Source organism: Paenibacillus ehimensis NBRC 15659 (assembly GCF_004000785.1).
Taxonomy (GTDB): domain Bacteria; phylum Bacillota; class Bacilli; order Paenibacillales; family NBRC-103111; genus Paenibacillus_G; species Paenibacillus_G ehimensis.
Genome location: NZ_BILX01000013.1, coordinates 19,503 through 40,924 on the forward strand (window position 1 = coordinate 19,503; position 21,422 = coordinate 40,924).

Annotated in this window: 18 protein-coding genes, 1 pseudogene and 1 riboswitch; of the genes and pseudogenes, 5 read left to right on the forward strand and 14 right to left on the reverse strand. The window is 56.3% G+C overall.

Features of this window, described 5'->3' with window-relative positions; translation table 11 throughout:
• Positions 1-236: 236 nt before the first annotated feature.
• The 4 genes from PEH01S_RS10035 to PEH01S_RS34535 all read right to left on the reverse strand — a co-directional run bounded on the left by PEH01S_RS10035 (position 237) and on the right by PEH01S_RS34535 (position 3,847).
• Positions 237-1,409 carry a DNA sulfur modification protein DndB gene (locus PEH01S_RS10035; protein ID WP_025849681.1) on the reverse strand — a complete coding sequence of 391 codons (1,173 nt, stop codon included), beginning with the start codon at positions 1,407-1,409 and terminating at the stop codon, positions 237-239.
• A complete protein-coding gene (locus tag PEH01S_RS10040; protein WP_025849682.1) occupies positions 1,409-2,584 on the reverse strand; it encodes a DNA sulfur modification protein DndB in 1,176 nt (391 codons plus the stop codon). The genes PEH01S_RS10035 and PEH01S_RS10040 overlap by 1 nt, the downstream gene beginning before the upstream one ends.
• A gap of 245 nt (positions 2,585-2,829) precedes the next feature.
• On the reverse strand, positions 2,830-3,582 hold the full coding sequence (locus PEH01S_RS10045) for a YqjF family protein (RefSeq protein ID WP_127485198.1): 753 nt from the start codon (positions 3,580-3,582) through the stop codon (positions 2,830-2,832).
• 106 nt (positions 3,583-3,688) lie between these two features.
• Positions 3,689-3,847, reverse strand: a complete 159-nt coding sequence (locus PEH01S_RS34535; protein ID WP_164827764.1) for a hypothetical protein — start codon at positions 3,845-3,847, stop codon at positions 3,689-3,691.
• Between the two features lie 273 nt (positions 3,848-4,120).
• Here PEH01S_RS34535 and PEH01S_RS10050 point away from each other — a divergent pair, with 273 nt between their 5' ends.
• Positions 4,121-5,794: a glycerol-3-phosphate dehydrogenase/oxidase gene (locus PEH01S_RS10050; RefSeq protein ID WP_025849684.1), complete on the forward strand. Its 1,674-nt coding sequence runs from the start codon at positions 4,121-4,123 to the stop codon at positions 5,792-5,794.
• Positions 5,795-5,812: 18 nt separating this feature from the next.
• On the opposite strand, the gene PEH01S_RS10055 is transcribed toward PEH01S_RS10050, so the two are convergent.
• Together PEH01S_RS10055 and PEH01S_RS10060 are read right to left on the reverse strand one after the other, a co-directional pair.
• A complete protein-coding gene (locus PEH01S_RS10055) occupies positions 5,813-6,415 on the reverse strand; it encodes a glycerol-3-phosphate responsive antiterminator (RefSeq protein ID WP_025849685.1) in 603 nt (200 codons plus the stop codon).
• Positions 6,412-7,296 (reverse strand): alpha/beta hydrolase family protein, encoded by an 885-nt coding sequence (locus PEH01S_RS10060; protein ID WP_127485200.1) that lies wholly within the window; start codon positions 7,294-7,296, stop codon positions 6,412-6,414. The genes PEH01S_RS10055 and PEH01S_RS10060 overlap by 4 nt, the downstream gene beginning before the upstream one ends.
• Before the next feature lie 236 nt (positions 7,297-7,532).
• On the opposite strand from PEH01S_RS10060, the pseudogene PEH01S_RS10065 reads away from it, so the two are divergent.
• The 4 genes and pseudogenes from PEH01S_RS10065 to PEH01S_RS10080 all read left to right on the forward strand — a co-directional run.
• Positions 7,533-7,763 (forward strand): annotated as a pseudogene (locus tag PEH01S_RS10065) (MFS transporter); the annotation flags it as partial.
• A 322-nt stretch (positions 7,764-8,085) separates the two neighbouring features.
• Positions 8,086-9,759 (forward strand): ribonuclease J, encoded by a 1,674-nt coding sequence (locus PEH01S_RS10070; protein ID WP_025849688.1) that lies wholly within the window; start codon positions 8,086-8,088, stop codon positions 9,757-9,759.
• 354 nt (positions 9,760-10,113) lie between these two features.
• Positions 10,114-10,461, forward strand: coding sequence for a hypothetical protein (locus PEH01S_RS10075; RefSeq protein WP_246062869.1), 348 nt, complete (start codon positions 10,114-10,116; stop codon positions 10,459-10,461).
• A complete protein-coding gene (locus PEH01S_RS10080) occupies positions 10,370-10,771 on the forward strand; it encodes a pepsin/retropepsin-like aspartic protease family protein (RefSeq protein WP_127485202.1) in 402 nt (133 codons plus the stop codon). Before PEH01S_RS10075 ends, PEH01S_RS10080 begins: the two co-directional genes overlap by 92 nt.
• A 152-nt stretch (positions 10,772-10,923) precedes the next feature.
• On the opposite strand, the gene PEH01S_RS10085 is transcribed toward PEH01S_RS10080, so the two are convergent.
• The 8 genes from PEH01S_RS10085 to PEH01S_RS10120 form a co-directional block, all read right to left on the reverse strand.
• A complete protein-coding gene (locus PEH01S_RS10085) occupies positions 10,924-11,148 on the reverse strand; it encodes a helix-turn-helix domain-containing protein (protein ID WP_010493958.1) in 225 nt (74 codons plus the stop codon).
• 118 nt (positions 11,149-11,266) lie between these two features.
• Entirely contained in the window at positions 11,267-14,470 is a 3,204-nt protein-coding gene (locus PEH01S_RS10090; RefSeq protein ID WP_127485204.1) for an alpha-mannosidase, read from the reverse strand.
• Between the two features lie 219 nt (positions 14,471-14,689).
• The gene (locus PEH01S_RS10095) at positions 14,690-15,877 is read right to left on the reverse strand and encodes a GntR family transcriptional regulator (protein ID WP_127485206.1); all 1,188 of its coding nucleotides are present in this window, start codon (positions 15,875-15,877) and stop codon (positions 14,690-14,692) included.
• Positions 15,878-15,961: 84 nt separating this feature from the next.
• Positions 15,962-16,729, reverse strand: a complete 768-nt coding sequence (locus tag PEH01S_RS10100) for a VOC family protein (protein WP_127485208.1) — start codon at positions 16,727-16,729, stop codon at positions 15,962-15,964.
• A gap of 296 nt (positions 16,730-17,025) precedes the next feature.
• Positions 17,026-17,877 carry a MetQ/NlpA family ABC transporter substrate-binding protein gene (locus PEH01S_RS10105; RefSeq protein ID WP_025849694.1) on the reverse strand — a complete coding sequence of 284 codons (852 nt, stop codon included), beginning with the start codon at positions 17,875-17,877 and terminating at the stop codon, positions 17,026-17,028.
• Between the two features lie 55 nt (positions 17,878-17,932).
• Positions 17,933-18,595, reverse strand: a complete 663-nt coding sequence (locus PEH01S_RS10110; RefSeq protein WP_025849695.1) for a methionine ABC transporter permease — start codon at positions 18,593-18,595, stop codon at positions 17,933-17,935.
• The gene (locus PEH01S_RS10115) at positions 18,588-19,610 is read right to left on the reverse strand and encodes a methionine ABC transporter ATP-binding protein (RefSeq protein ID WP_025849696.1); all 1,023 of its coding nucleotides are present in this window, start codon (positions 19,608-19,610) and stop codon (positions 18,588-18,590) included. The genes PEH01S_RS10110 and PEH01S_RS10115 overlap by 8 nt, the downstream gene beginning before the upstream one ends.
• A gap of 112 nt (positions 19,611-19,722) precedes the next feature.
• Positions 19,723-19,856, reverse strand: a riboswitch (SAM riboswitch).
• A 140-nt stretch (positions 19,857-19,996) separates the two neighbouring features.
• On the reverse strand, positions 19,997-21,421 hold the full coding sequence (locus PEH01S_RS10120) for a sensor histidine kinase (protein WP_246062874.1): 1,425 nt from the start codon (positions 21,419-21,421) through the stop codon (positions 19,997-19,999).
• Position 21,422: the final 1 nt, after the last annotated feature.

Below are 21,422 nucleotides of genomic sequence, written 5' to 3' on the forward strand. Positions count from 1 at the left end.
GAAGCGCCGGAGGACCAGCCGCCGGATAGCCAAGAGCGATGGCATGGTGCTTGCGCGGATGCCCGGCTAACCTGCCCCAGCGCGGAATGGCATCTCGTACGGAACGGGCCAAACTCCCAGTTGTGTCCTCTGCGAATGGTTACACGTCCCTCGGGCCTATCAAAGAACATATCAAAAAGGCGCCCCGCTTGCAGGGACGCCTAATTTTATATTGCCTCTTCCAACTGCCCTAAGCCTTAAGCCGACGCTTCGCCTTCCTCGACCGGATCGCCGTGCAGCTCCTGAAACAGCTGAACGAGCTTGCCGTGCTTGCGCAGCGATTTTTCGTGAATCAGGTTCAGCTTCCCGTTATCCAGCACCCCGAAGCGCTCGATCAACTGCTCGTTCTCGTGCGTCCAATCGAAGCCTTCGAAGATGTTCAGGCAGTTGGTCCAGTTTTTCGTATACTTGCCGTCCGTGAACAAATGACGGTGTGCATACAGCGCGACGCTTTCCTGCATGGCGCGAGACGACGAAGTGTACTGCGGCAACCCCGGCTGCTCCGGCATGAGAGGAATCAGCGTGCTGTAAAACTGGTGCAAGATCTCGATGTATGTGGACGGATCCTGCTTGATCCGGCGCGCCAGCTCGTAGGACGGCTGCATTTTGCCGGTGAACAGCATCGTCGCCGTCGAGTACATCCAGCTGAACGACGTGAAGTTTTTATTGTAAGCGGTCAGGTTGGCCCTGCGCTCCACGCCAGCCGATTTCAGGAAGACGTTATGGTCTACCACCTGCTGAATGACGACGTTGAGCGGATCGATCGAGTCGAACGAATGGCCGAGCTCTTTGCTGACGAGCTGAACCTTGGAGTTGATGTCCCCGAACAGCTGCTTCTCCTCTTCCTCGCTGAGCCCGATGTAGATTTGCACCGCCAGCTCGCTTTCCATCAGCTCCAGACGGCGGCGTTCCAGCTGCTCGACCTGGCCTTCCAACTGCTCCAGCTCGCTTGCGATTTCCGCATTGTCCGGCGCTTTCCGGTGCTTGATTTTCATGGCGGCGACTTTCTTCTCCAGGCTGCGCGCTTCTTTGAGCATCTGCTCGTTCACGTAGCCAAGGGCGAGAATGCGGTGCTGGCCGTCCAGAATGCTCAGCTTGGAGCCGGGACGCAGGTACAGGCCGTTCTGCACCTTGGCCAGGCTGCTTACGTCGCGCAAGCTTAAGGTGACCGGACCGAAAAAGACGCGGTCGAGCTCGCGCTCCTGCAAGTAGTTGGATATTTTGCGGCGTTGTCCCCCGCTCAGCTTCCGCTGCACCATCGGATCGATGGTGGTGTAGTTCAGCAGATCCTGCACTTGTATCGCTACCGTTGCGAGTCCGAAGCGATCGCAAAACGGATGTATGGTCATTTGCAAATTTAAACCGTCCATTAACCGACGTCCTCCTTAGAGCTTTCTCCCGAAAAAGCTTGCTGCCCCGGCGAATCGTCGCGGATCAGGAACATATGGTGCTCCACGTAAAAATCTTTGATGAACTGATACGCTTTTACGATGCGCGAGCGCCTTGGCAAGCGGTCTTTTTCATCCCCGGTGTAAATGGCGCTCCAGTCGATATGGGGCAAAATTTTGAGCGCGTAATCGAGCGCGTATTTGTTGAACGTGCCGGTTTTCGTCACTTCGTCGTGGAAGAACATCGCCAGCGCGATCTGCAGGTTTTCCGTCCAGCACAGCTCGCCCTTTTCCGGCTCCGGCAAATACTTGAGCAGGCTTTCGAAATAGAGCGACGCCAGCTTCAAATGCTCTTCGATCTCTTTTTCCTCAAAATAGTAGCCGTTGTTGCGCGCCGCCGACTTGAGCCGTCCTTCGAACAAGCCGATCAAAATCTCGATCAGCAGGTGGTAGGAGAACAAATACTCCGGCCCTTTGCCCCGCTCCGTAAACATGTCGACAGGCAGATGCTTCATCACGGGCGCATCTTCCACCAGCCTGGAGGCCAGCACGTGATAGAACCGGCGCTGCTCGCGGAGAACGGCCAGATTGCCGCCGATTTTGCGCGGAAGCTTGTTGATGTCGGAGAACAGCTGCCGCTCCTGGCGCGCGTTGATGTCCAGATAGATCATGGTGGACATCGGGAACGCGTACAGCTTGCTCAGCTTCGCGCTGATTTCCTCCATGCGGTCGTACTCCCGGCGGTCCTTCGCCCGGGCCATCGCGCCCTGCAGCGTTTCCATCAGGCGGCGGAAAGCGGCAAGCCGGTGCTGGCCGTCCACGACGTACAGCTTCTCGATCGCCTGCAAACGGTAGACCTGCGCCTGCGCATCATAATCTCCCGCGCCACGGGCCGAGAGGATGATACCCGGAAAATAAATGCCTTGTCCGTGATCCAGATAGAGCATGATATAGTCCATCATCTTGGACAAGTTTTGCGGAACGATGGAGCGCTGAACTTCCAGATCCACTTCGTAGATGGCGAACAGCTTGCTCATCGGAAGCGTGGTCGAAAGCGTCGTCTGTCCGAACGTCCGGGACATCGCTCCCGGGATTTCGATATACGATGACGCTTTCTGCTCCGCCAGCAGCTCCGACAGAGATGAAATTTGATCCATAACCGTTTTCCTCCTTGGCTTACCTCGCGTAAAGCTATATGCATATAGTTTACTATAATAGGTTCATATAATTCCATTATACACCGAAAAGACACGAAACATTCAGGATATTGGCAAAATATGCGTCTTTTTTTTCGTTTTCCGAGCTTGCTTTTTTGAAAAGAACAAAAAAAGAAAGCCGGCGCTTCGGGAAGAAACGTTCGGCCGCTCGCCGAGCTATGAGGATTCGTCTCGAAGGACGAGGGCTAAGACATCCGGTCAGCGGCCTTCAGGAGCGGCCATATGCGCACTTCCAAAGCTTCCGCATAATGAAGAAGCGGAGGAACGTCCGGCTCGAACGGAAGGCCGTTGCCCGTCAGCATGTTATTCTCGTAAAGCTCGGCTTCCGCCTTCTGCAGCGGCCAGGGCCGATGATGGATATCGCAGCGCATCACATCCCCGTGCCCGTTCAAGGTATACAAGCAGTAACGTTCGGTCAGCCAATGCTCCAGCGTTCCCGGCTTGGCCGTATACGGCGCCGACACGGGCTTGTAACGCGCGGAAAAGGCGGCGCCCGCCTGCCGGCGTTCGCTCCGGTAAAACACGGTCTCGTTCTGCACGGTTACGCCCATATCGGCCCGGTAGTACGGAAGACGGCAGAGCCATCTGGCCAGCTTGACGGCAAGCGTATGCGCCGCATCCAGGCTGAAAAAGTAGACGCCGGGCTTGTCATGAAGCGTGACGTAAGTTCTGACGTTAAGCTCCGGAAAGCGGCTCGTTCCCGGAATCGGCGGCAGGCCGCGCAGCCGGATATCCGTCATCCGGAAGGGAACGACAGCCAGCCACGCGCTGCCCTCGCAGGTATCCAGCGGCAGCTCCTTCGGCACGCAAGCGCGAAGCTCATCCGCCGGAACGGGCCAATGGGCAAACAAAAGATTGCGCCAAGTCTGCTTCATGATCCACGGCAGCTCGGGCAGCGGCCACGGGCGGTGCGCGGTATTGAAATGGTCAAGCTCCATGTTCGTTCCTCCTTGACTCATGGTCATGAACGAGTGCAGACCCGCGCCGGCCGGGACGGACCCCGCGCTTGCTGCGGTCCTTGGTGACGGTTTATCGTTCTTTCAATCAATAGGACAGCGCCCGCCCAGCCCTCGTCTCTCCGTTCGGCGTCCGGTCGTCGCAAGCCGGCTCAAACGTCCGGTCGAAGCCTTGCCATTGCTCCAGTTCGCGCAGACCGGACCGGAATCCGACGGCAAGCCCGGCTTCGTATATCGGTTCCTCCACTGGGAATAATTATCCATTATTTAGGAAAAAGACTGCAAATGGAATCTATCATAAGCCCGATTTCACTGTCAAGGTTGATCCGAAGCCGGTCTCGTGCTATGATAAAGTTAACAAGTTAATCTCAGGTCAGAGATCAAGAGAAGACCGTGAGCAAGCTCTGCAGGAGCGCGTATGCGATAAGCGACGTGCCGACGTAGAGTTGTTTCACGTCTTCTCTTTTTTGCTTTTACCCGGTACCGGGCGGCCGCACATTTCGAAAGGGGATCGATACACATGACAACACAGGCGCAATTTTCAGGGGAACACCGACAAGAACGGCTGCGGGAGATGGCCGGAGCCCCGCTCGATCTGCTGGTTATCGGCGGAGGCATCACCGGAGCGGGAATCGCGCTCGACGCGCAAACCCGGGGTCTGAAAACCGGACTGGTCGAGATGCAGGACTTCGGCGCGGGCACGTCGAGCCGTTCCACGAAGCTGATTCACGGCGGCTTGCGTTATTTGAAGCAGCTCGAATTCAAGCTGGTGGCCGAGGTCGGCAAAGAGCGGGCGATCGTCTACGAGAACGCGCCGCACGTTACGACGCCGGAGTGGATGCTGCTGCCGATTATCGAAGGCGGCACCTACGGCAAGCTGGCGACCTCCGTCGGGCTGATGATGTACGACTCGCTGGCGGGCGTTAAGCGGAGCGAGCGCCGGATCATGCTGTCCAAAGCCGAGACGCTGCGGCGCGAGCCTCTGCTCCGCGAAGACAAGCTGAAGGGCGGCGGGTACTACGTCGAGTACCGCACGGACGATGCCCGGCTGACGATTGAAACGATGAAAGCCGCTGCGGACCGCGGCGCTCTGGCGGTCAACTACGCGAAGGTGGAGGAGCTGCTCTACGAGAACGGGAAGCTGAAGGGCGTGCGCGTCGTCGACATGCTGAGCGGCGAAACGTATGATATCTTTGCCCGCAAAATCGTCAACGCGGCCGGACCTTGGGTCGACACGATCCGGGAAAAGGACGGCTCGAAGCAGGGCAAGCGGCTGCACCTGACCAAAGGCGTGCACCTTGTCATCGACGGCGGGCGGTTCCCGCTCAAGCAGGCGATCTACTTCGATACGCCGGACGGCCGCATGGTGTTCGCGATTCCGCGCGACGGCAAAACGTATGTCGGCACCACCGATACGAACTACAGCGGCGACCTCGTTCATCCGCGGATGACGACGGCCGACCGGGATTATATTTTGACGGCGGCCAATTTCATGTTCCCGAGCCTCAAGCTGACGGCGGCCGATGTCGAGTCCAGCTGGTCCGGGCTGCGTCCGCTCATTCACGAAGACGGCAAATCGCCTTCGGAGCTGTCACGGAAGGATGAAATTTTCATCGCCCCTTCGGGTCTCATTACCATTGCCGGCGGCAAGCTGACCGGCTACCGCAAAATGGCGGAGCGTATCGTCAATCTGGTCACAGGCCAGCTTCAAGAGCAAAACGGCGCTTCGTATCCTGGCTGTACGACGGACCGGATCAAGCTGTCCGGCGGCGATGTCGGCGGTTCGGCGCAATTCAAGGCGTTCGCGGAAGCGAAGGTACGCGACGGCGAAGCGCTTGGTCTGACGAAGCGTCAAGCCGAGTCGATCGTGCAGCGCTACGGCTCCAACGCGGACCGCGTGTTCCAGCGCTGCACGCTGATGCGCGAAGAAGCGGAGCAAACCGGCCTGCCGCTGGATGTGCTGGCTTCGCTCGCTTACGGCATCGACGAGGAAATGGTCGCGACGCCGCAGGACTTTTTCGTCCGCCGTACCGGCGCGGTGTACTTCGATATCGCCTGGGCGCAGCGCTGGAAGCAGCCGGCGACGGCTTACATGGCGAAGCGCTTCGGCTGGACGCCGGAGGTCGCGGAGGAGCACCTGCGCCGACTGGACGTGCTGCTGCACGATGCGGCGACGCCTGCCGCGTCCGAGTAAACGCGGCCCCGGCGAACGCTACTCCGGCGCATAGGCGTCCCACAGCTCCCTGCGGGACGTGGTGACCGCTACCGCGCCGGAGCCGAGCGCAAGCTCGACATCCTCGTTCGTCCGGATCAAGCCGCCGGCCAGAATCGGAATGTCGAGCTTGCTGCGCATCTCGGCGATAATATGCGGCATCACGCCCGGCATCACTTCGATGTAGTCGGGCGTCACTTTCTCCGACAGCCGGTACGTCGTATCGAGCGCAATCGAGTCGAGCAGGAAGTGCCGCTGAATGCCGAGCACTTTATGCCTCTTCGCCGTCGCGACGGCGCTGCTCCGGGTGGAGATGATGCCCGCCGGCCGCATGGATTGGCATAAAAATTCGATCGCGTAATCGTCGTTTTTCAGGCCGTGAATCAAATCCACGTGCACCAGCAGCTGCTTCTTATGCTGCCGGACAAGCTGCGCGACGCTCATCAACTGTGACACATGGCTGTCCAGCAGGACGATCCAAATATAGGAGGATGCGAGCAAATGCTCCAAATCCTTCAGCTTGCGCACGGCGGGAAGAATCCGCTGTCCGTAAAAATCCGACGGAGCCGGGACCGATGTCCCGGCTTTTCGTTCTGCGTTCAACCCTGCCTGCCCCTTTCACCGGCAACGCGCATCCGGCCGTCCAAGAAACGCGCGGTCGCTTCGAGCGCTTCCTCAAGCTGCGGGGTCGTTCCGGCAAACGGATGGACCGCGCCGAACGTATGCGTGCCCCCGACAATCGTCACGAACGATTGGTCCGGAGCGGCCTCGCGCAGCCTGCGGAAGCCTTCCTTCAACCTGTCGGAGTCCGCGTCGCCCTGTACGGACAGCACGGGAGTCTTTAGCCCGGCGAACCGCGCGGCAATATCGAAGCGCTCCGCATTTTGCTTCAAGTCATCGTAGAACGTTTGCCGAATCGGCATGCTCTGCCCCGTCCGCGCGTTCGCCACGTAGGCTACGCCATTGCGGGCGATTTCTTCCTTGAACGCGTCGTCGAACAGGTCGGCCGAAGCGATGCCGTTCCACGTAACGACGGCCTTCACGTCCGGGTGCTCCGCGGCATACACGATGCTGTTTCCGCCCCCGCGGCTGTGGCCGAGCAAGGCAACCCGAGCGGTGTCCGCCCGCTCCGCATAGGGCAGCCGTTTCCCTTGCAGCAGCTCCCATACGACCGCCAGATCCGCCTGCTCGCGTGAGTACGTGTTTACGGCAAATTTGTCCAGCTCGTCGAAGTCCCGCTCGTTTACCCCGTTGCAGGAAAAATTAAACCGCACGACGTAATATCCGCGGCGGGCCAGCTCGGCGGCGGCATAAGGCTGAAAGCCCCAATCCATGAAGCTTTTAAAGCCGTGTACCATGATCACGACGGGCGCCAGCCCCCCGTCGGCCGCTTCCCGTACCGTGACTTCGCCCCGAAGGGTCAATTCTGCGTCAATCGGCTGCTCGAAACGCTGCCGTTGCAATCCGGATGCTTGCTCGGTCATAACAATTCCTCCTTATTCCATTGAATAACGTTGAATAACGGCTAATGTGCTTCTCTTCCGCCTTTTGCGCCGTGCACGGCTGCATTTCCTTCCCATTGTATCAAAAGCGCCGGCATTTGTTGACCTGCAGCACGAAATAAACCGTCGTACCGAGAATAAGCGATCGATATACGTCAATGCGGAGAGTGGACTGCGTGTGGTTGAATCTCCGCGGAGGCTGGATTCTGGATTGGTCGATGCCGATTCTGGCTTGGGCGTTGTACAATTTTGCGAATACGATTTTTTCGAGCAATATCATCACGATCTTCTTTCCGTTTTACCTGCAGGAAACGATTGACGGCAGCAAGACGACAGACCAAATTGCCGGCGCGTTCGTTATGTACACGAATGCGCTCTCCAGCTTCTTTCTCATGCTGCTGTCGCCGCTGTACGGCCTATGGATCGACCGCACCTCGCGGAACGTCCGGGCAATGCGCTACGGCCATTACGGTCATGGGCGTGTATGCAAAAACGGTCATCGGCTTTACGGCGAAGCAATTTATCTTGCTTTATCTGGTCTCAAACGGCCCCCATCGCCTTGAGTTCGCTGCTCGTTCTGGTGCTGGTCGGACTGATCGTTCATGTCCGCGTTCCTTACCGGTCCGGGGCAAAATAACGCGCCCTTCTCAACGGCTCGACCAACATTTACTTTTTTTCCGAGAGTTGTGTTATAATAAAAGTAAGTGACTGGTTCGGATCTTTTGAGTTTGATTTGTATGTTCGTCGTCAATTCCATCGAGGAGGTCTAACTTGGCTGGTTCAGAAAAAAAGTTGTCCATTTTTGCCTTGGGCGGCGTAGGCGAAATTGGCAAAAACATGTATGTGGTACAATACGCAGACGACATTGTTGTCATTGATTGCGGCTCGAAATTCCCGGATGTGGAGCTGCCCGGCATCGATATTATCGTACCGGATATCTCCTATCTGATCGAGAACCGGAATAAAGTCAGGGCGCTCGTCATTACGCACGGTCATGAGGATCACATTGGGGGATTGCCTTATATCCTCAAGCAGTTGAACATGCCCGTCTATACGAGCAAACTGACGATGGGACTTATTGAAGGAAAATTAAAAGAAGCCGGGCTGCTGGGTTCGACGGAACGGGTGTTAATTCATGCGGATTCCGTATTAAAGTTCGGGTCCATTGTCGCTTCGTTCTTCAAAACGAATCACAGCATTCCGGACAGCCTTGGGGTCGTGCTTGATACCCCCGAAGGCGCCGTCGTGCATACCGGCGATTTTAAATTCGATCAAACGCCCGTTAACGGCCAATATGCAGACCTTCATCGCATGTCGGATATCGGTAAAAAAGGCGTCCTCGCCCTGCTGTCCGAGAGCACGAATGCGGAGCGCCCAGGGTTCACCCCTTCGGAGAAAAGCGTCGGCGTCAATCTTGAGGACGTATTCCGGACCGCGCGCCAGCGCGTGATCGTGTCCACCTTTGCCTCCAACGTGCACAGGCTTCAGCAGGTTATCGAAGCGGGCATCGCGTCGAACCGGAAGCTGGTCGTCATCGGACGAAGCATGGTCAATATGATTACCATCGCCTCCGAGCTTGGTTATCTGAACATTCCGGACGGCATGCTGATCGAACCGAACGAAGTGAATAAATACGCGGCCGACCGTATCGTTATTCTGTGTACAGGCAGTCAGGGCGAGCCGATGTCCGCGCTGACCCGGATGGCCCGCTCGAATCACAAGCAGGTGGAAATTCTCCCCGGGGACACGGTCATCATCTCGGCCACGCCCATACCGGGGAACGAAAGAAATATCGGACGGACGGTCGACGAGCTGTTCCGCCTCGGCGCCCACGTCATCTACGGCTCCGGCACACTGACAGGCATGCACGTTTCCGGACATGCCAGCCAGGAAGAATTGAAGCTGATGATCAATCTGATGCGCCCGAAATTTTTCATCCCGATTCACGGGGAATACCGGATGCTCCGTCAGCACAGCACGCTGGCGCAAGCGGTCGGCGTCGACCCGGCCAACATCTTCATCGTCGACAACGGCGAAGTCGTTGAAATCCAGAACGGCGCGGCCCGCAAACGCGGAAAAGTTCCGGCAGGCAACACCCTCATCGACGGTCTGGGCGTCGGAGACGTCGGAAATATCGTCCTGCGGGACCGCAAGCATTTGTCTCAAGACGGCATCCTGATTGTTGTCGTTTCGATCAGCAAGCAGGAAGGCACGATCCTCTCCGGACCCGATATCATCTCCCGCGGATTCGTCTACGTCCGCGAATCGGAAGGCTTGCTCGACGATGCAAGCCGCATAGTGTCCAATACGATCAACAAATTAACTCACGAGAATGAGAACCAATGGTCTACGATAAAATCAAATGTAAAAGATGCGCTTGGACGATTCTTATATGAGCGAACCAGAAGAAAGCCGATGATTCTTCCGATTATTATGGAAGTTTGATCGAATCAAACCAACCAGTCCACTTACAACGAGCAAATACCCTTGATCCCTTTGCGGGATGAGGGTATTTTTTGTCGGGGGTTATTCTCCGTTCCGTTCTGTAATCTTTGATTACCTTACTTTACTGAAATAACTACCTACTTTTCTTTCATCGATTTCATGGGATAAATTTTTAATCCATTTATCGAAATCAATTTTACTTTTGCACAACCTTTTGTTTTCGTTAGTTCTCTCTTTATCGTCTTTTAAATGTATATGTGACTTCCGAACTATATTGTGCCACACTCACTTCCAGCCTCCTCGGAGAATTATGCTATATATAGAAATAACGCGACTCTAAGCGAGGTGAAGCTGATGAAATGGGAAGAAATTACCGAATTGCATCCGGGTCGTTTTATATTGGTAGAGGCAATCAAAGCTAGCTCCAATAACCGTGTACGCCAGTTGGAGGATATGGCGGTGATTCAGGATTACGACAATCCGCAAGAAGCGTGGAACGGGTACAAGTATTTGCACAAGCTGCATCCGACACGTGAAACGTACGTATTCCACACCAGCCGAAGCGATGTAGAGGTGGTTGAAGAGTTCTTCTCAGGGGTAAGGCAGCAGAATGAAGATACAACTCCAGCACGGCTTGCCTGGTATCTCCCTGACTTTAACTCACAACAATCAATCTATTGTTTTACAGACCGTTCTATTTGATACAGGATGTGCCGCGACGATTTTTGATACCGATGCACTTGCTGAAATCGGCATTCACATTGACTTTATAAACGGAAGAGCAAAGCGAATGTATAGGGTAAGGGGAATAAGTGAAATCTGCTATGAGCAACACATTCCTGAGCTTCAAATTGAACCAATTGCTTTGAATGATTTTCCGATTCAGCTTGGTTCTATACAAGAGCCTTACGGCTTTGACGGGATACTGGGCATAGATTTTATGATAAGAGCCAAGTGTAAAGCCGCTTCCCACCGCTCGCCACAGAATGTGTTTAAACCGCATCCCCTTTAAATGTGATTCCGGACTGCTGAATAAACAGTTGCTGTATGATCTGTCTTGTCGCTTGTCCGCTAAGTTTCACCGAAAACCAAATAGCCCTCTTCCCGCGCTCCCCCGGAAGGAAAGCGGAAAAAGAAGGCTGGTGTGGTTGCTTCGCGAAGGCTTCAAATCTGCAGTTCCCCAAGCTTGATCAGCTCGACAACTGCTTGCGAACGGCCTTTGACATTTAACTTTTGCATGACGTTAGAAATATGGTTCCGGACTGTTTTTTCGCTAATAAACAGCTGCTGTGCAATATCTTTTGTCGTTTTGTCCTGCACGAGCAGTTCAAAGACCTCACGTTCGCGATTGGTGAGCAAAAATTTACTTTTGTGATCGCTGCCTTTCAAAGTGTCACCCCTCCTTGCCCGGGTTTTGGTTTCATTACAAGGTCTAGGGATACAGTCAAATTCAGTTTATGAAAGGCAGCACTTGCTGGTGCGTTCGCACTTAAAAATGGGCTTCCCGCTAAGCTTTCAGAGCAATCCGGAGCGTCTTGATCTCGTACGGCTTCAGGAACAGCTTGACCTCATGCGGACCGTGCTCTACCGCTTGCGGCTGCTCCTCCATCAGGTTCGTCTCTTCGACGGAGACAAGCTCCCCGATCTGCGCATCAGCGCAGAGCCGGACATCTCCGCGAATGCCCCCGTACTCGTACAAGCGGACGATGAACGATTCGTCGTCTTCGGCTTTTTTGACCGTATCGATCATGACATGGGAACCATCCACGCGGAACAGCCCCAACCGCTCAGGAAGGCCGGCCGTATGAGCCGCTCCGGTCAACCGCACCGGAAGCAGCGGCATGTTGAGCTCGCACGCCTGACGGTGCGTGTCCGCCTCCAACCAACCGTTCTTATGCGGATAAAGCGAATAAGTAAACTCATGCAGCCCTTGATCGGCTTCCGGGTCGGGCGATACCGCCGACTTAATGAGACTGAGACGCAGCACATGATTGCGGATATCGTGGCCGTACTTGCAATCGTTCAACAGGCTGACGCCGTAGCCCCCTTCGGACAGATCGACCCAACGCTGCGCCACCGATTCGAATCGCGCCCAATCCCAGCTCGTGTTCCAGTGCGTCGGCCGCTCCACGTTGCCGAATTGAATCTCGTACGTCGCCTTCGTCGACCGCACGTCGACCGGAAACGCCGTCTTGAGCAGGTGCTGCTTCTCATGCCAATCGACCCGGGTGCAAAAATCGATTCGCGGATGGTCGCGGTACAGCGTCATTTTCTGCTCGATGATAGAGCGGTGGAAACGCCATACGAGCTTAAGCACGGCGCGCAGCGGCCCTTGCTCCTCCACAACCGCTTCAGTCAGCTCCTCGACGGTCCAGCTCTTCTCTTGGTAGTAGATGTCGATATCCCAAGCGTCGTGCGCCATCGGCTTATCCTCGAACACCTGCAGCACGTTGGCCGCTTCGCCCGGCTTGAGCACTTCCCGCGCATTCCGTTTATCGTACAAAGATACGATCTGACCGCTGTCGTTCAGCTCAATCCGGTAAAAAGGCGTCTCCAAAAGCCGCTCGCCGATGCTCCATTCGCCGCTGCTTGCCGCCGGAGCGACGTCCGTGCTTTTGCCGACAAAGGTCGTATAGCCTAATGCCGGAACGTCCGGCGTATGAACAAGCATCGAGACAGGCCGGCCGTCGGCGCCGCGAACAAGCTGGCTCTCCAGCGCTTCGCCGCTTGGCGTGAACCACGCAAGCTGCTCGGCAGGGGCAGGAAGGGCATCCAAACAAATTTCCACAAGCGCCGACCGTTCCCAGCCCAACGGGTTGATGACGCGGTAACCGATATTTTCCGACGCCGCAGCTCCGCCTTGCCCGCGACCGCCTGCGATCGCCTGGGTGCCTTGCTCCAACGCCGCGACCGCCAATTGCTCCGCTTCCGCGTACTCTTCCCGGCTGTCCTCGTACACTTCTCCGATGGACGACCCCGGGATAATATCGTGGAACTGGTTGCGGAGCGTAATGATCCAGCTCTTCCGCAGCGGTTCAACCGGATACGCATGCCCGCCGTTCAGCAGCATCGCAAGGCTGTTGACGAATTCCGCTTGATGCAGCAGCGTCTCCATCCGACGGTTCATCCGCTTGTTGTAGGCTTGCGACGTATACGTGCCGCGGTGGTATTCCAGGTACAGCTCCCCGTCCCATAACGGCAGCCGCGGGTGATCGGATACCCTGTCATCAAGCGCTTCGAAAAACGCCTCCACCCGGCCTTGACGCACCTGAGGCATCGCCGGCATGTCCTCGAAGCGCCGCACCGCCTCCAGCATGTCGCGCGTCGGTCCGCCGCCTCCGTCACCCCATCCGTAGGCGAGCAGCAGTTGATCGTTCAGTTCCTTTTGCCGGTAGTTGTCCCACAGCCCCTGCACGCTGGATGCGGTCACATTGCCGTTGTAGGTATAGTACCAGCTGCCGTCGTTGTTGGGCGTCGTAATAAAATGGGTCAGCAGCTCCGTACCGTCGATGCCCCGCCAATGGAACGTATCGTGCGGGAAGCGGTTATATTGGCTCCAACTGATTTTGGTCGTCATAAAATAATCGATGCCGGCCTTCTTCAAAATTTGCGGCAGCGCCCAGCTGTAGCCGAACACGTCGGGCAGCCACAAAATCCGGTTGTCTACGCCGAATTCTTCGCGGAAAAACCGCTTGCCGTAAAGCAGCTGCCGGACAAGCGATTCACCGGAAGGGATGTTGCAGTCCGATTCCAGCCACATCGCTCCGGACGCTTCCCAGCGCTTCTCTGCCACGCGCCGTTTGATTTTGTCGTAGATGGCCGGGTAGTCTTCCTTCAAATAAGCGTACAGCTGCGGCTGGGATTGGAAAAAGATATATTCCGGATAGCGGTCCATCAGCTGCAGCACGGTCGACCAAGAGCGGGCGGATTTCTCGCGCGTGTGCTTCAGCCTCCACAGCCAGGCGACGTCGATATGACAGTGACCGACCGCCGTCACCTGAGGCCGCGCCCCCCGCGGCAGCTCTTCCAGCCGCTGCTTGAGCAGCGCCAAAGCCTGCTCCGCCGCAGCGTAAAAAGCCTCCGAGCCCGGCGCGCGCCAATCCAGCAGCTGAAACGCATCGTCGAGCGCCGACAGCATGCCGTGCTTCTCGCTGCTGCGATCTTCCAGGCAGCGTACCGCCTGCAGTACGTGCAGCGCCGTATAGTACAAGTCGTCCGTGGCCGGGTCGAGCCAAGCGAGGTCCAGCTCGTCGATCCGGTGATCGAACGGCTGGTGTCCCGCATCCGGCGGCGTCAAGCCGCTCCAGGCTTGAATGATCAGCTCCGCGCTGCCCTTGTTGACGGCGTCAGCCGGGATAAACAGCTCCCCATGGTTCCGGTCCAGCGCCTGCGCCGGTTCCCCGTCCAAATAAGCGAGCGCCTCGTAGCCGCTGCAATTGCCTCCGCCCGTGTTGCCGAGCCGGATTAAGCCTACGACGTCCCGGTCCTTCCATGCCTCGGGGAACGTCAGCACGCCCACGAACCAAGCGGTCTGGTCGCGTCCTCCCCAGCGAATCCCGACGGTTGCCGGTGTTCCGGCTTGCTCCCGGGCCTCCTGCAGGGAAGCGGCTTGCTCCACCATGCGAATACCGGTCAACGGGAAGCGATCCCGGTATCTGGCGTTCGCCAATTCGTTGATACGGCGCTCCAGCTTTTCTTGTACGAATCTCATGTCCGTTCTCCTTTTCTATCGCTAAGATATACCTCCAATGTACGATATATCAAATATATTATCAATATGCATATTTGCTATAAAATTTTCATCACAAGGACGGCAAAAAGCCTCCGCCAAGCACGAATCTTGGCAGAGGCTGAGTGACGCACATGATGGGGGAGGAGAGCAACCGTTCATAAGCTCCCACAGCGCAAGTTGTCACCGGTTCGCTGGAAGCTAGGACGGCTTGACGGGACCGGTCGATCCTCTTACGACCAGCTCCGGTCTTAGGATGATTTTCGTGTACTGCCCGTTGTCCTTGTCCTGCGGGCGATCCAGCAGCCGAATTAAAATTTCGGCGGCCTTGCTTCCGATCTCCCCTTCCGATTGGGCAACGTGCGTATACCGACCGGGCTCCTCCAGTCCTGGAGAAGGGTCGTCGAACGTCAGGATGGACAGCTCGTCGGGCACGCAAAGCCCGAGCCGCCGGGCCAGAATCGCGATATGAATGCCGAGCTTGGCGTTCAGTGCGATATAGGCCGTGGCCGATCTGCTTTGCAAATGCCGGTACAGCGGGTGCTGCTCGTCCGGCAGGACGTCGTCGATCCGAAAGTCCGTCAAGATCAGCGAAGGATCGATCATCGCTCCCTGCTCCTTCAGCGCCTCCATGTACCCGGCGATGCGCTCGTCTACGGAAACGGTCGGCAGCGGCGAGTCCGAGCAGATGGCAATTCTCCGGTGCCCGAGCTCCCACAGATGCGCCACGGCCAACCTGGCGCCAAGCGCGCTGTCCGAACAAACGAAATTCGTCTCTACCCCGGGCAGGTAGCGGTCGATTAACACGAACGGAAACTTGTTGATTTTAAGCGCCAATATTTCCTCATTATACGTCTCCGCATCGACCGGAAAAATAATCAGTCCGGCCGCCCCCATCCGGGTCAGCTCGACGATCGCTTCCCGCTCCCTCTCCTTGGAATTGTGCGTTAGGACAGTCGCCAGATAATAGCCGGTATCGTTCAGCGCATTCACGATCCCCTGCACCAGCCGCAGCGCGAAATAATCCGCCATGGACGGGATGAGAAGGCCGATCATTTGGCGTACTCCGGCGTGCCGATCGGCATAGGAACGAACGGCGGGGCCCTGCACCCCTGTCTCGGTCGGCCTACCGACCGTTGGAGGGCTGATCGAAATCGAAGCGCCCTCCCCGCTGCCGACAAAGCTGCCGCGTCCGGGAATGCGGTAAATCCACCCCTCCTTGGCGAGCTGGGCAAGCGCATTGGCCACCGTAATCCGGCTGACGTTGAACCTCGCAATCAACTCTTTCTCGGAAGGAATCCGGTCTCCGTCTACCAGTTTGCCGGAGGAGATGAGCTGCTTAAAGTGCTCCTGAATTTGCACGTACAAGGGCTGTCTTTCGCTTTGCATGCGTCACGACCTCTGTTATCGATAATATCATTATGTCAATTATATCAATCCCTCGAATGCGTGACAAATCAGGGATGCAACATCTCAGAGACAAATCATCACGGCGTTTCCTTCCGGGTCCTCGATGATAAAATAGTGGTCGAACTGCACATCGCGGACGATTGTAACGCCGCTGCTTCGAACGAACGAGAAGGCTTCATGGATGTTGGAAGCTTTGAGCATAAACGTCGGCAGCGCCGCAAGATCCTGATTGTTTCGATTATTGTCGAGCAGAATTCCCGTGCCGTTCTGCATATCGAACCAATAGATCGGTCCGCCATCCTGACGATCCGGCTTGATTTGCTGGCCGAGCAGCTTGCTGTACCACTCGGTCGCTCTTTTTAGATGGGCCACGGGAATCACGACACTGTTGATACGGTTTTGGATCGGGTGATCCGGTGCGGTCGGCCGTACCGGATTCGGATTGACCCAATCCGATTGTACGATCATGATCTCATTGCTTTCCGAATCGACAATTTGAAAATACGCAAGCCCGGGATGGGGAAGCAGCACATCTTGAGAGATCGAAATCCCGTTCTCTTGGGCGCAGGCGCGTGCCCGATGAATATCCGTAGTTCTTATCATGCAAATCGGATATTTCTCCCGACCCTGCTTATTGCGGTGATCGTCCAGCATCAGATTGACCTGATTATTCATGTCGAACTCGTAGAACGGTTTGTCGTCGTCCAGAGGTTGGAGCGGCATGCCCAGAAGCTTGGCGTACCAAGCCGCCATGCGAGGCAAATCCCGGACATGCAGCACAGCGGCTTTAACCTCATACAAGAGCTTTGTTTCCTTCGTTGACGTATTCACCGGCTTTCTCCTTTCAAAATGAGCTTCATCCACTACGACGTTCCGATCATTCCTTTTCTATCGCTTTAGTGTTCCGTCATCAAGGCGCATCCTTTCTTATCCATTCGTATGCAGAATACGACGTAATGCGGAGAAATACAAGTTGGCGGTCAAGCATTCATACAGGAAAAATTGCCGATGCCCGCCCTTGCCGCCCGTCACGAAGCCGCCGATCTATCCCCCTGTTCCAGGAAGCTCATACTCGTAAGACACGAAAAAGCGGGACCCTAAGGCCCCGCTCAGCTTATCAGTATCGCTTATTTAAACGCAGGTACGACTGCGCCTTTATACTTCTCGTCGATAAACTTCTTCACGTCTTCGGAAGTGAGTGCTTTCGCCAGCTTCTGCATCGCCTCGGAATCTTTGTTGTCCGGGCGGGATACGAGAATGTTCACGTATGGGGAGTCGCTCGCTTCGATGAACAGCGCGTCCTTCGTCGGTACAAGCTTCGCTTCGAGCGCATAGTTCGTATTGATGAGCGCCAGATCGACCTCACCCAATGTACGCGGCAGCATGGCGGCTTCCAGCTCTTTGAATTTCAGGTTTTTCTTGTTTTCAACAACGTCTTTGACCGTTCCTTTGACGCCTGTGCCTTCTTTAAGCTTGATCAGGTTGTTTTTCTCCAGCAGCGCCAGCGCGCGGCCGCCGTTGGACGGGTCGCTCGGAAGCGCAACGATTGCGCCGTCTTTCAGTTCGTCAATCTTTTTAATTTTTTGCGAGTAGCCGCCGAACGGTTCGATATGCACGCCGGTAACCGTTACGAGGTTCATGTTTTTATCTTTGTTGAACTGCTCCAGATAAGGCGTGTGCTGGAAGAAGTTCGCATCCAGCTGCTTCTCGAACACCTGTACGTTCGGCTGCACGTAATCGGTAAATTCCTTCACTTCCAGGTTGACGCCTTGCTCCTTCAGCTTGGCTTTGACGGAGTTCAAAATTTCCGCATGCGGAACGGCGGTTGCGCCGACCTTCAGCGTCACTTCTTTTTTGTCGGGAGCCGGCGTCGCTCCTCCGGTTTGCGGGGCTGCCGAGTCCGGAGCGGGTTTGGTGCCGCAAGCGGCGAGCGAGAAGGCCATCACGACGGACAATGCGGTGATCATCATTTTTTTCATGGTAAGAGTCCTCCACCTTTTCCTATAGTATCCATTCTTTTGTATATAAAAATCCTTATTTCCGCTGGAATTTCCGGACAAGCCGGTCGCCCAGCGACTGCAGGATTTGAACCAGCACAAGCAAGAGCAGTACGGTAACGATCATCACGACCGTTTGGAAACGCTGATAGCCGAATCGGATCGCCAGGTCGCCGAGACCGCCGCCTCCGATGACCCCCGACATGGCCGTATACGATACGAGCGTGACCGCCGTAATCGTCGCCCCGGCGATCAGGCCCGGCCGCGCTTCGGGCAGCATGACCCGCGATACGATCTGCCAGTACGTGGCGCCCATCGATTGCGCGGCTTCCACGACGCCGCGGTCTACCTCGCGCAGCGACGTCTCCACCAGGCGGGCGAAGAACGGAGCCGCAGCAATGACCAGCGGCGGAATCGAGCCGGATACCCCGAGGGACGTGCCGACGACCAGCCTGGTGAAGGGAATAAGCATAATCATTAGAATCACGAACGGCACGGAGCGCAGCACGTTGACCACCAGCGACAGCAGCGCGTACACCACAGGCTGTCCGAGGAGCTGCCCTCGTGAAGTAACGAAGAGAATGATGCCGAGCGGCAGACCGATCAGCACGGTAAACACCATAGACAGGCCAAGCATTGTCAGCGTATCGTAGGTAGCCTCTCCGATCGCCGCCCAATCCAGATTAAGCAGTTCATCCATGCTGAATCACCTCCACATCCAATCCGCGGCCGCGCAGCAGGGCGATGGCCTGCTCCGCGCCGCCTTCCTGCCCTTGCAGCTCTACGACAAGCTGCCCGTAAGGGGTATCCTTGAGCTTCGATACCGTCCCTTGCAGGATGACGAACGGCACGTTCGTCTCGCGCATCGTCTCGTACAGCACCGGCTGGTACGTCTGTTCGCCGATGTACGTTACCCGGACTAGGGTCCGATTCCCCCCCGCTGCACGCCCGGAAGTCTCAAGCCCCATCGCAGCCACATCGGAAACCTGAGCGACGAACTCCTTGGTCGTCCGATGCTGCGGCTTCAGGAACACGTCCGTCACCAATCCCTCTTCCACGATCTCTCCGCCGTCAATGACCGCCACCCGGTCGCAAATCGTGCGAATCACGTTCATCTCGTGCGTAATCAAGACGATCGTAATCCCGAGCTGCTTGTTAATATCCAGCAGCAGCGACAAAATCGCGCCCGTCGTCTGCGGATCGAGCGCCGACGTCGCCTCGTCGCACAGCAGCACCTTTGGATTTGTCGCCAGTGCCCGGGCGATACCGACCCGCTGCTTCTGGCCCCCCGACAGCTGCGCCGGATATTTGCCGCCGTGGCCGGTTAATCCGACGAGCCCGATCAGCTCCTCCACCCTGCGGGCGATCTGCTCCTTCGGCAGCTTGGCGAGCCGCAGCGGGAACGCAATATTATCGGCGACCGTGGCGGACGACAGCAGGTTAAAGTGCTGAAAAATCATCCCGATCGAGCGCCGCTCCAATTGAAGCTTGCCGGTGCCCAGCTTCGTCATCTCGACGCCGTCCACGACGACTTCCCCGGATGTCGGGCGCTCCAGCATGTTGATGGTGCGGATCAGGGTGCTTTTGCCTGCCCCCGAATGGCCGATGATGCCGAAGATTTCGCCTTTGCGGATCGTCAAATCGATATTCCGCAGCGCCGTAACCTGTCTGCCTCCGACATCGTAGTTTTTCGTAATGCCTTTCAACTGAATCAAATCGTCTTCCTCCCCGGAATAAACGGCCCTTGTTCGGTCCAACGGGCACGTTCGCTTGGCGCAAAAAAACCCTGCACGACGAGGTACAGGGTTAGCGGTTTAACTCATGTCCCTCTCATCTGCCAGAACCTTGCCCGGTTCTGGAGGAATTGGCACCTGATTTCCTGCAATTCTGAATTTCAGAACTGTTCAGGAACGGTTGCCGGGCTTCATCGGGCCTTGTCCCTCCGCCTCTCTTGATAAGAAGTGCTTCTATGAAATTAAATGAAATTGTCGATTTCAATGGAATGAAACGTTGTTAGTGTACAAAATTATTCATCTAAAGTCAATAAGAACATACGGATTTTCCGCTTGTTAAAATATTGCAGCCCGCGAAGCTCCCGGCTTTACCCGTTCAGAGGCAGCTCCAAGCGAAAAACAAACCGCCCCTGGTCGTGCCGGAACGCCAGACGTCCTCCGTGCAGTTCGGCAATGTTGCGCGCAATCGACAGCCCGAGTCCGGCGCCGTCAGGCAGCTGATCTCCCGTCCGCGATTCGTCCGCCTTATAGAACCGCTCGAACAGCAATTCCTCCTGCGCCTTCGTGATCGGCCGGCCTTCGTTTTCGAATTCGATGACCGCGCGCTTCGGGTAGGCCGATAACGTAACGGTTACACGGCCGGGGGCAACGGAATATTTAACGGCGTTCATCAGCAGATTGTCCAGCGCGCGAACGAGCTTTTCCGCATCGGCTAGGACAACCAGCGGGGCTTGCGGGAGCCGGCATTCGATAGCAATCTGACGCTGCTCCGCGATCGGCTCGAATTCGCTGACCAATTGCTCCAGCACATGGCGAATGTCAATCTCGCGCCAGTCCAGCTTCACCTCTCCTCCGGTAAGCCGGGTGTATTCGAATAAGTCGTCGATCAGCTTCTTAAGCTGATTCGCTTTATTGTAGGCGCCCGTCAGATACCGTTCCCGCTCGGCGGCATTCGTTTGCACAGGATTCATCAGCAGGTTCAAATACCCGATGACGCTTGTAAGCGGAGTCCGCAGATCGTGGGAGACATTCGTGATCAAGTCCATCTTCGACTTTTCCAGACGCCGTTCCTTCTCCTGCTGCCGGGCGAGCTGCTCCGCCATGGAATTGATATTGGCCGCGACCAATCCAAGCTCGTCCCGGCTCTTCATCGTGAGCCGCACGGAAAGCTCGCCATGGGCAATATCGTTCAATCTGCGGTTGATGTAACGAATCTCTCTCATTTTACGCCAGGTGAGAACATAGAAGAAAAGCACGAACAAAACGATAAACAGGAAAAAATTGAACATCTCCCCGATCTCGTAGCCCTTGTCCGGCTGCGGAACCAGCTTGCTGGAAACGATCAAATAGACGGCCTGGTCCCGGTACTGCGCCGGCAGCACAGCCGTGTACGCCGCGCCCGGTTGCCTGTGGTTCGCCTGTTTGGCCGACATCAGCAGGTCGTGCAAGCTCAGCTTGCTTTCCGTAGCTTCGGAAGAGCGAAAAAGCACACGTCCGGACTCGTCCGTTACGTATGCTCTCAGCTTGCCTCCCGAACCGGCCCGTTCGACCAATGATGCCGCGGCCTCTTCGTCAGGCCCGTTCAAGGACGACCAGTCTTTGTCGAGCTTGTCAAGCCGTTCGTTCACCGTCCTGCGGATCGAATCATAGTTGTCCGAATCATTCGGCCAAAAGTTCTGGTAAGCCAATTGCAGTAAACCCAAGCTAGCAGCGCTCAGCAGGAAGCAGCCGTAGAAGGTCAGCATCAGCTTCACGCGAAGGGTGACCGAAAAAGGCCGTTTCGGGAAACGCACC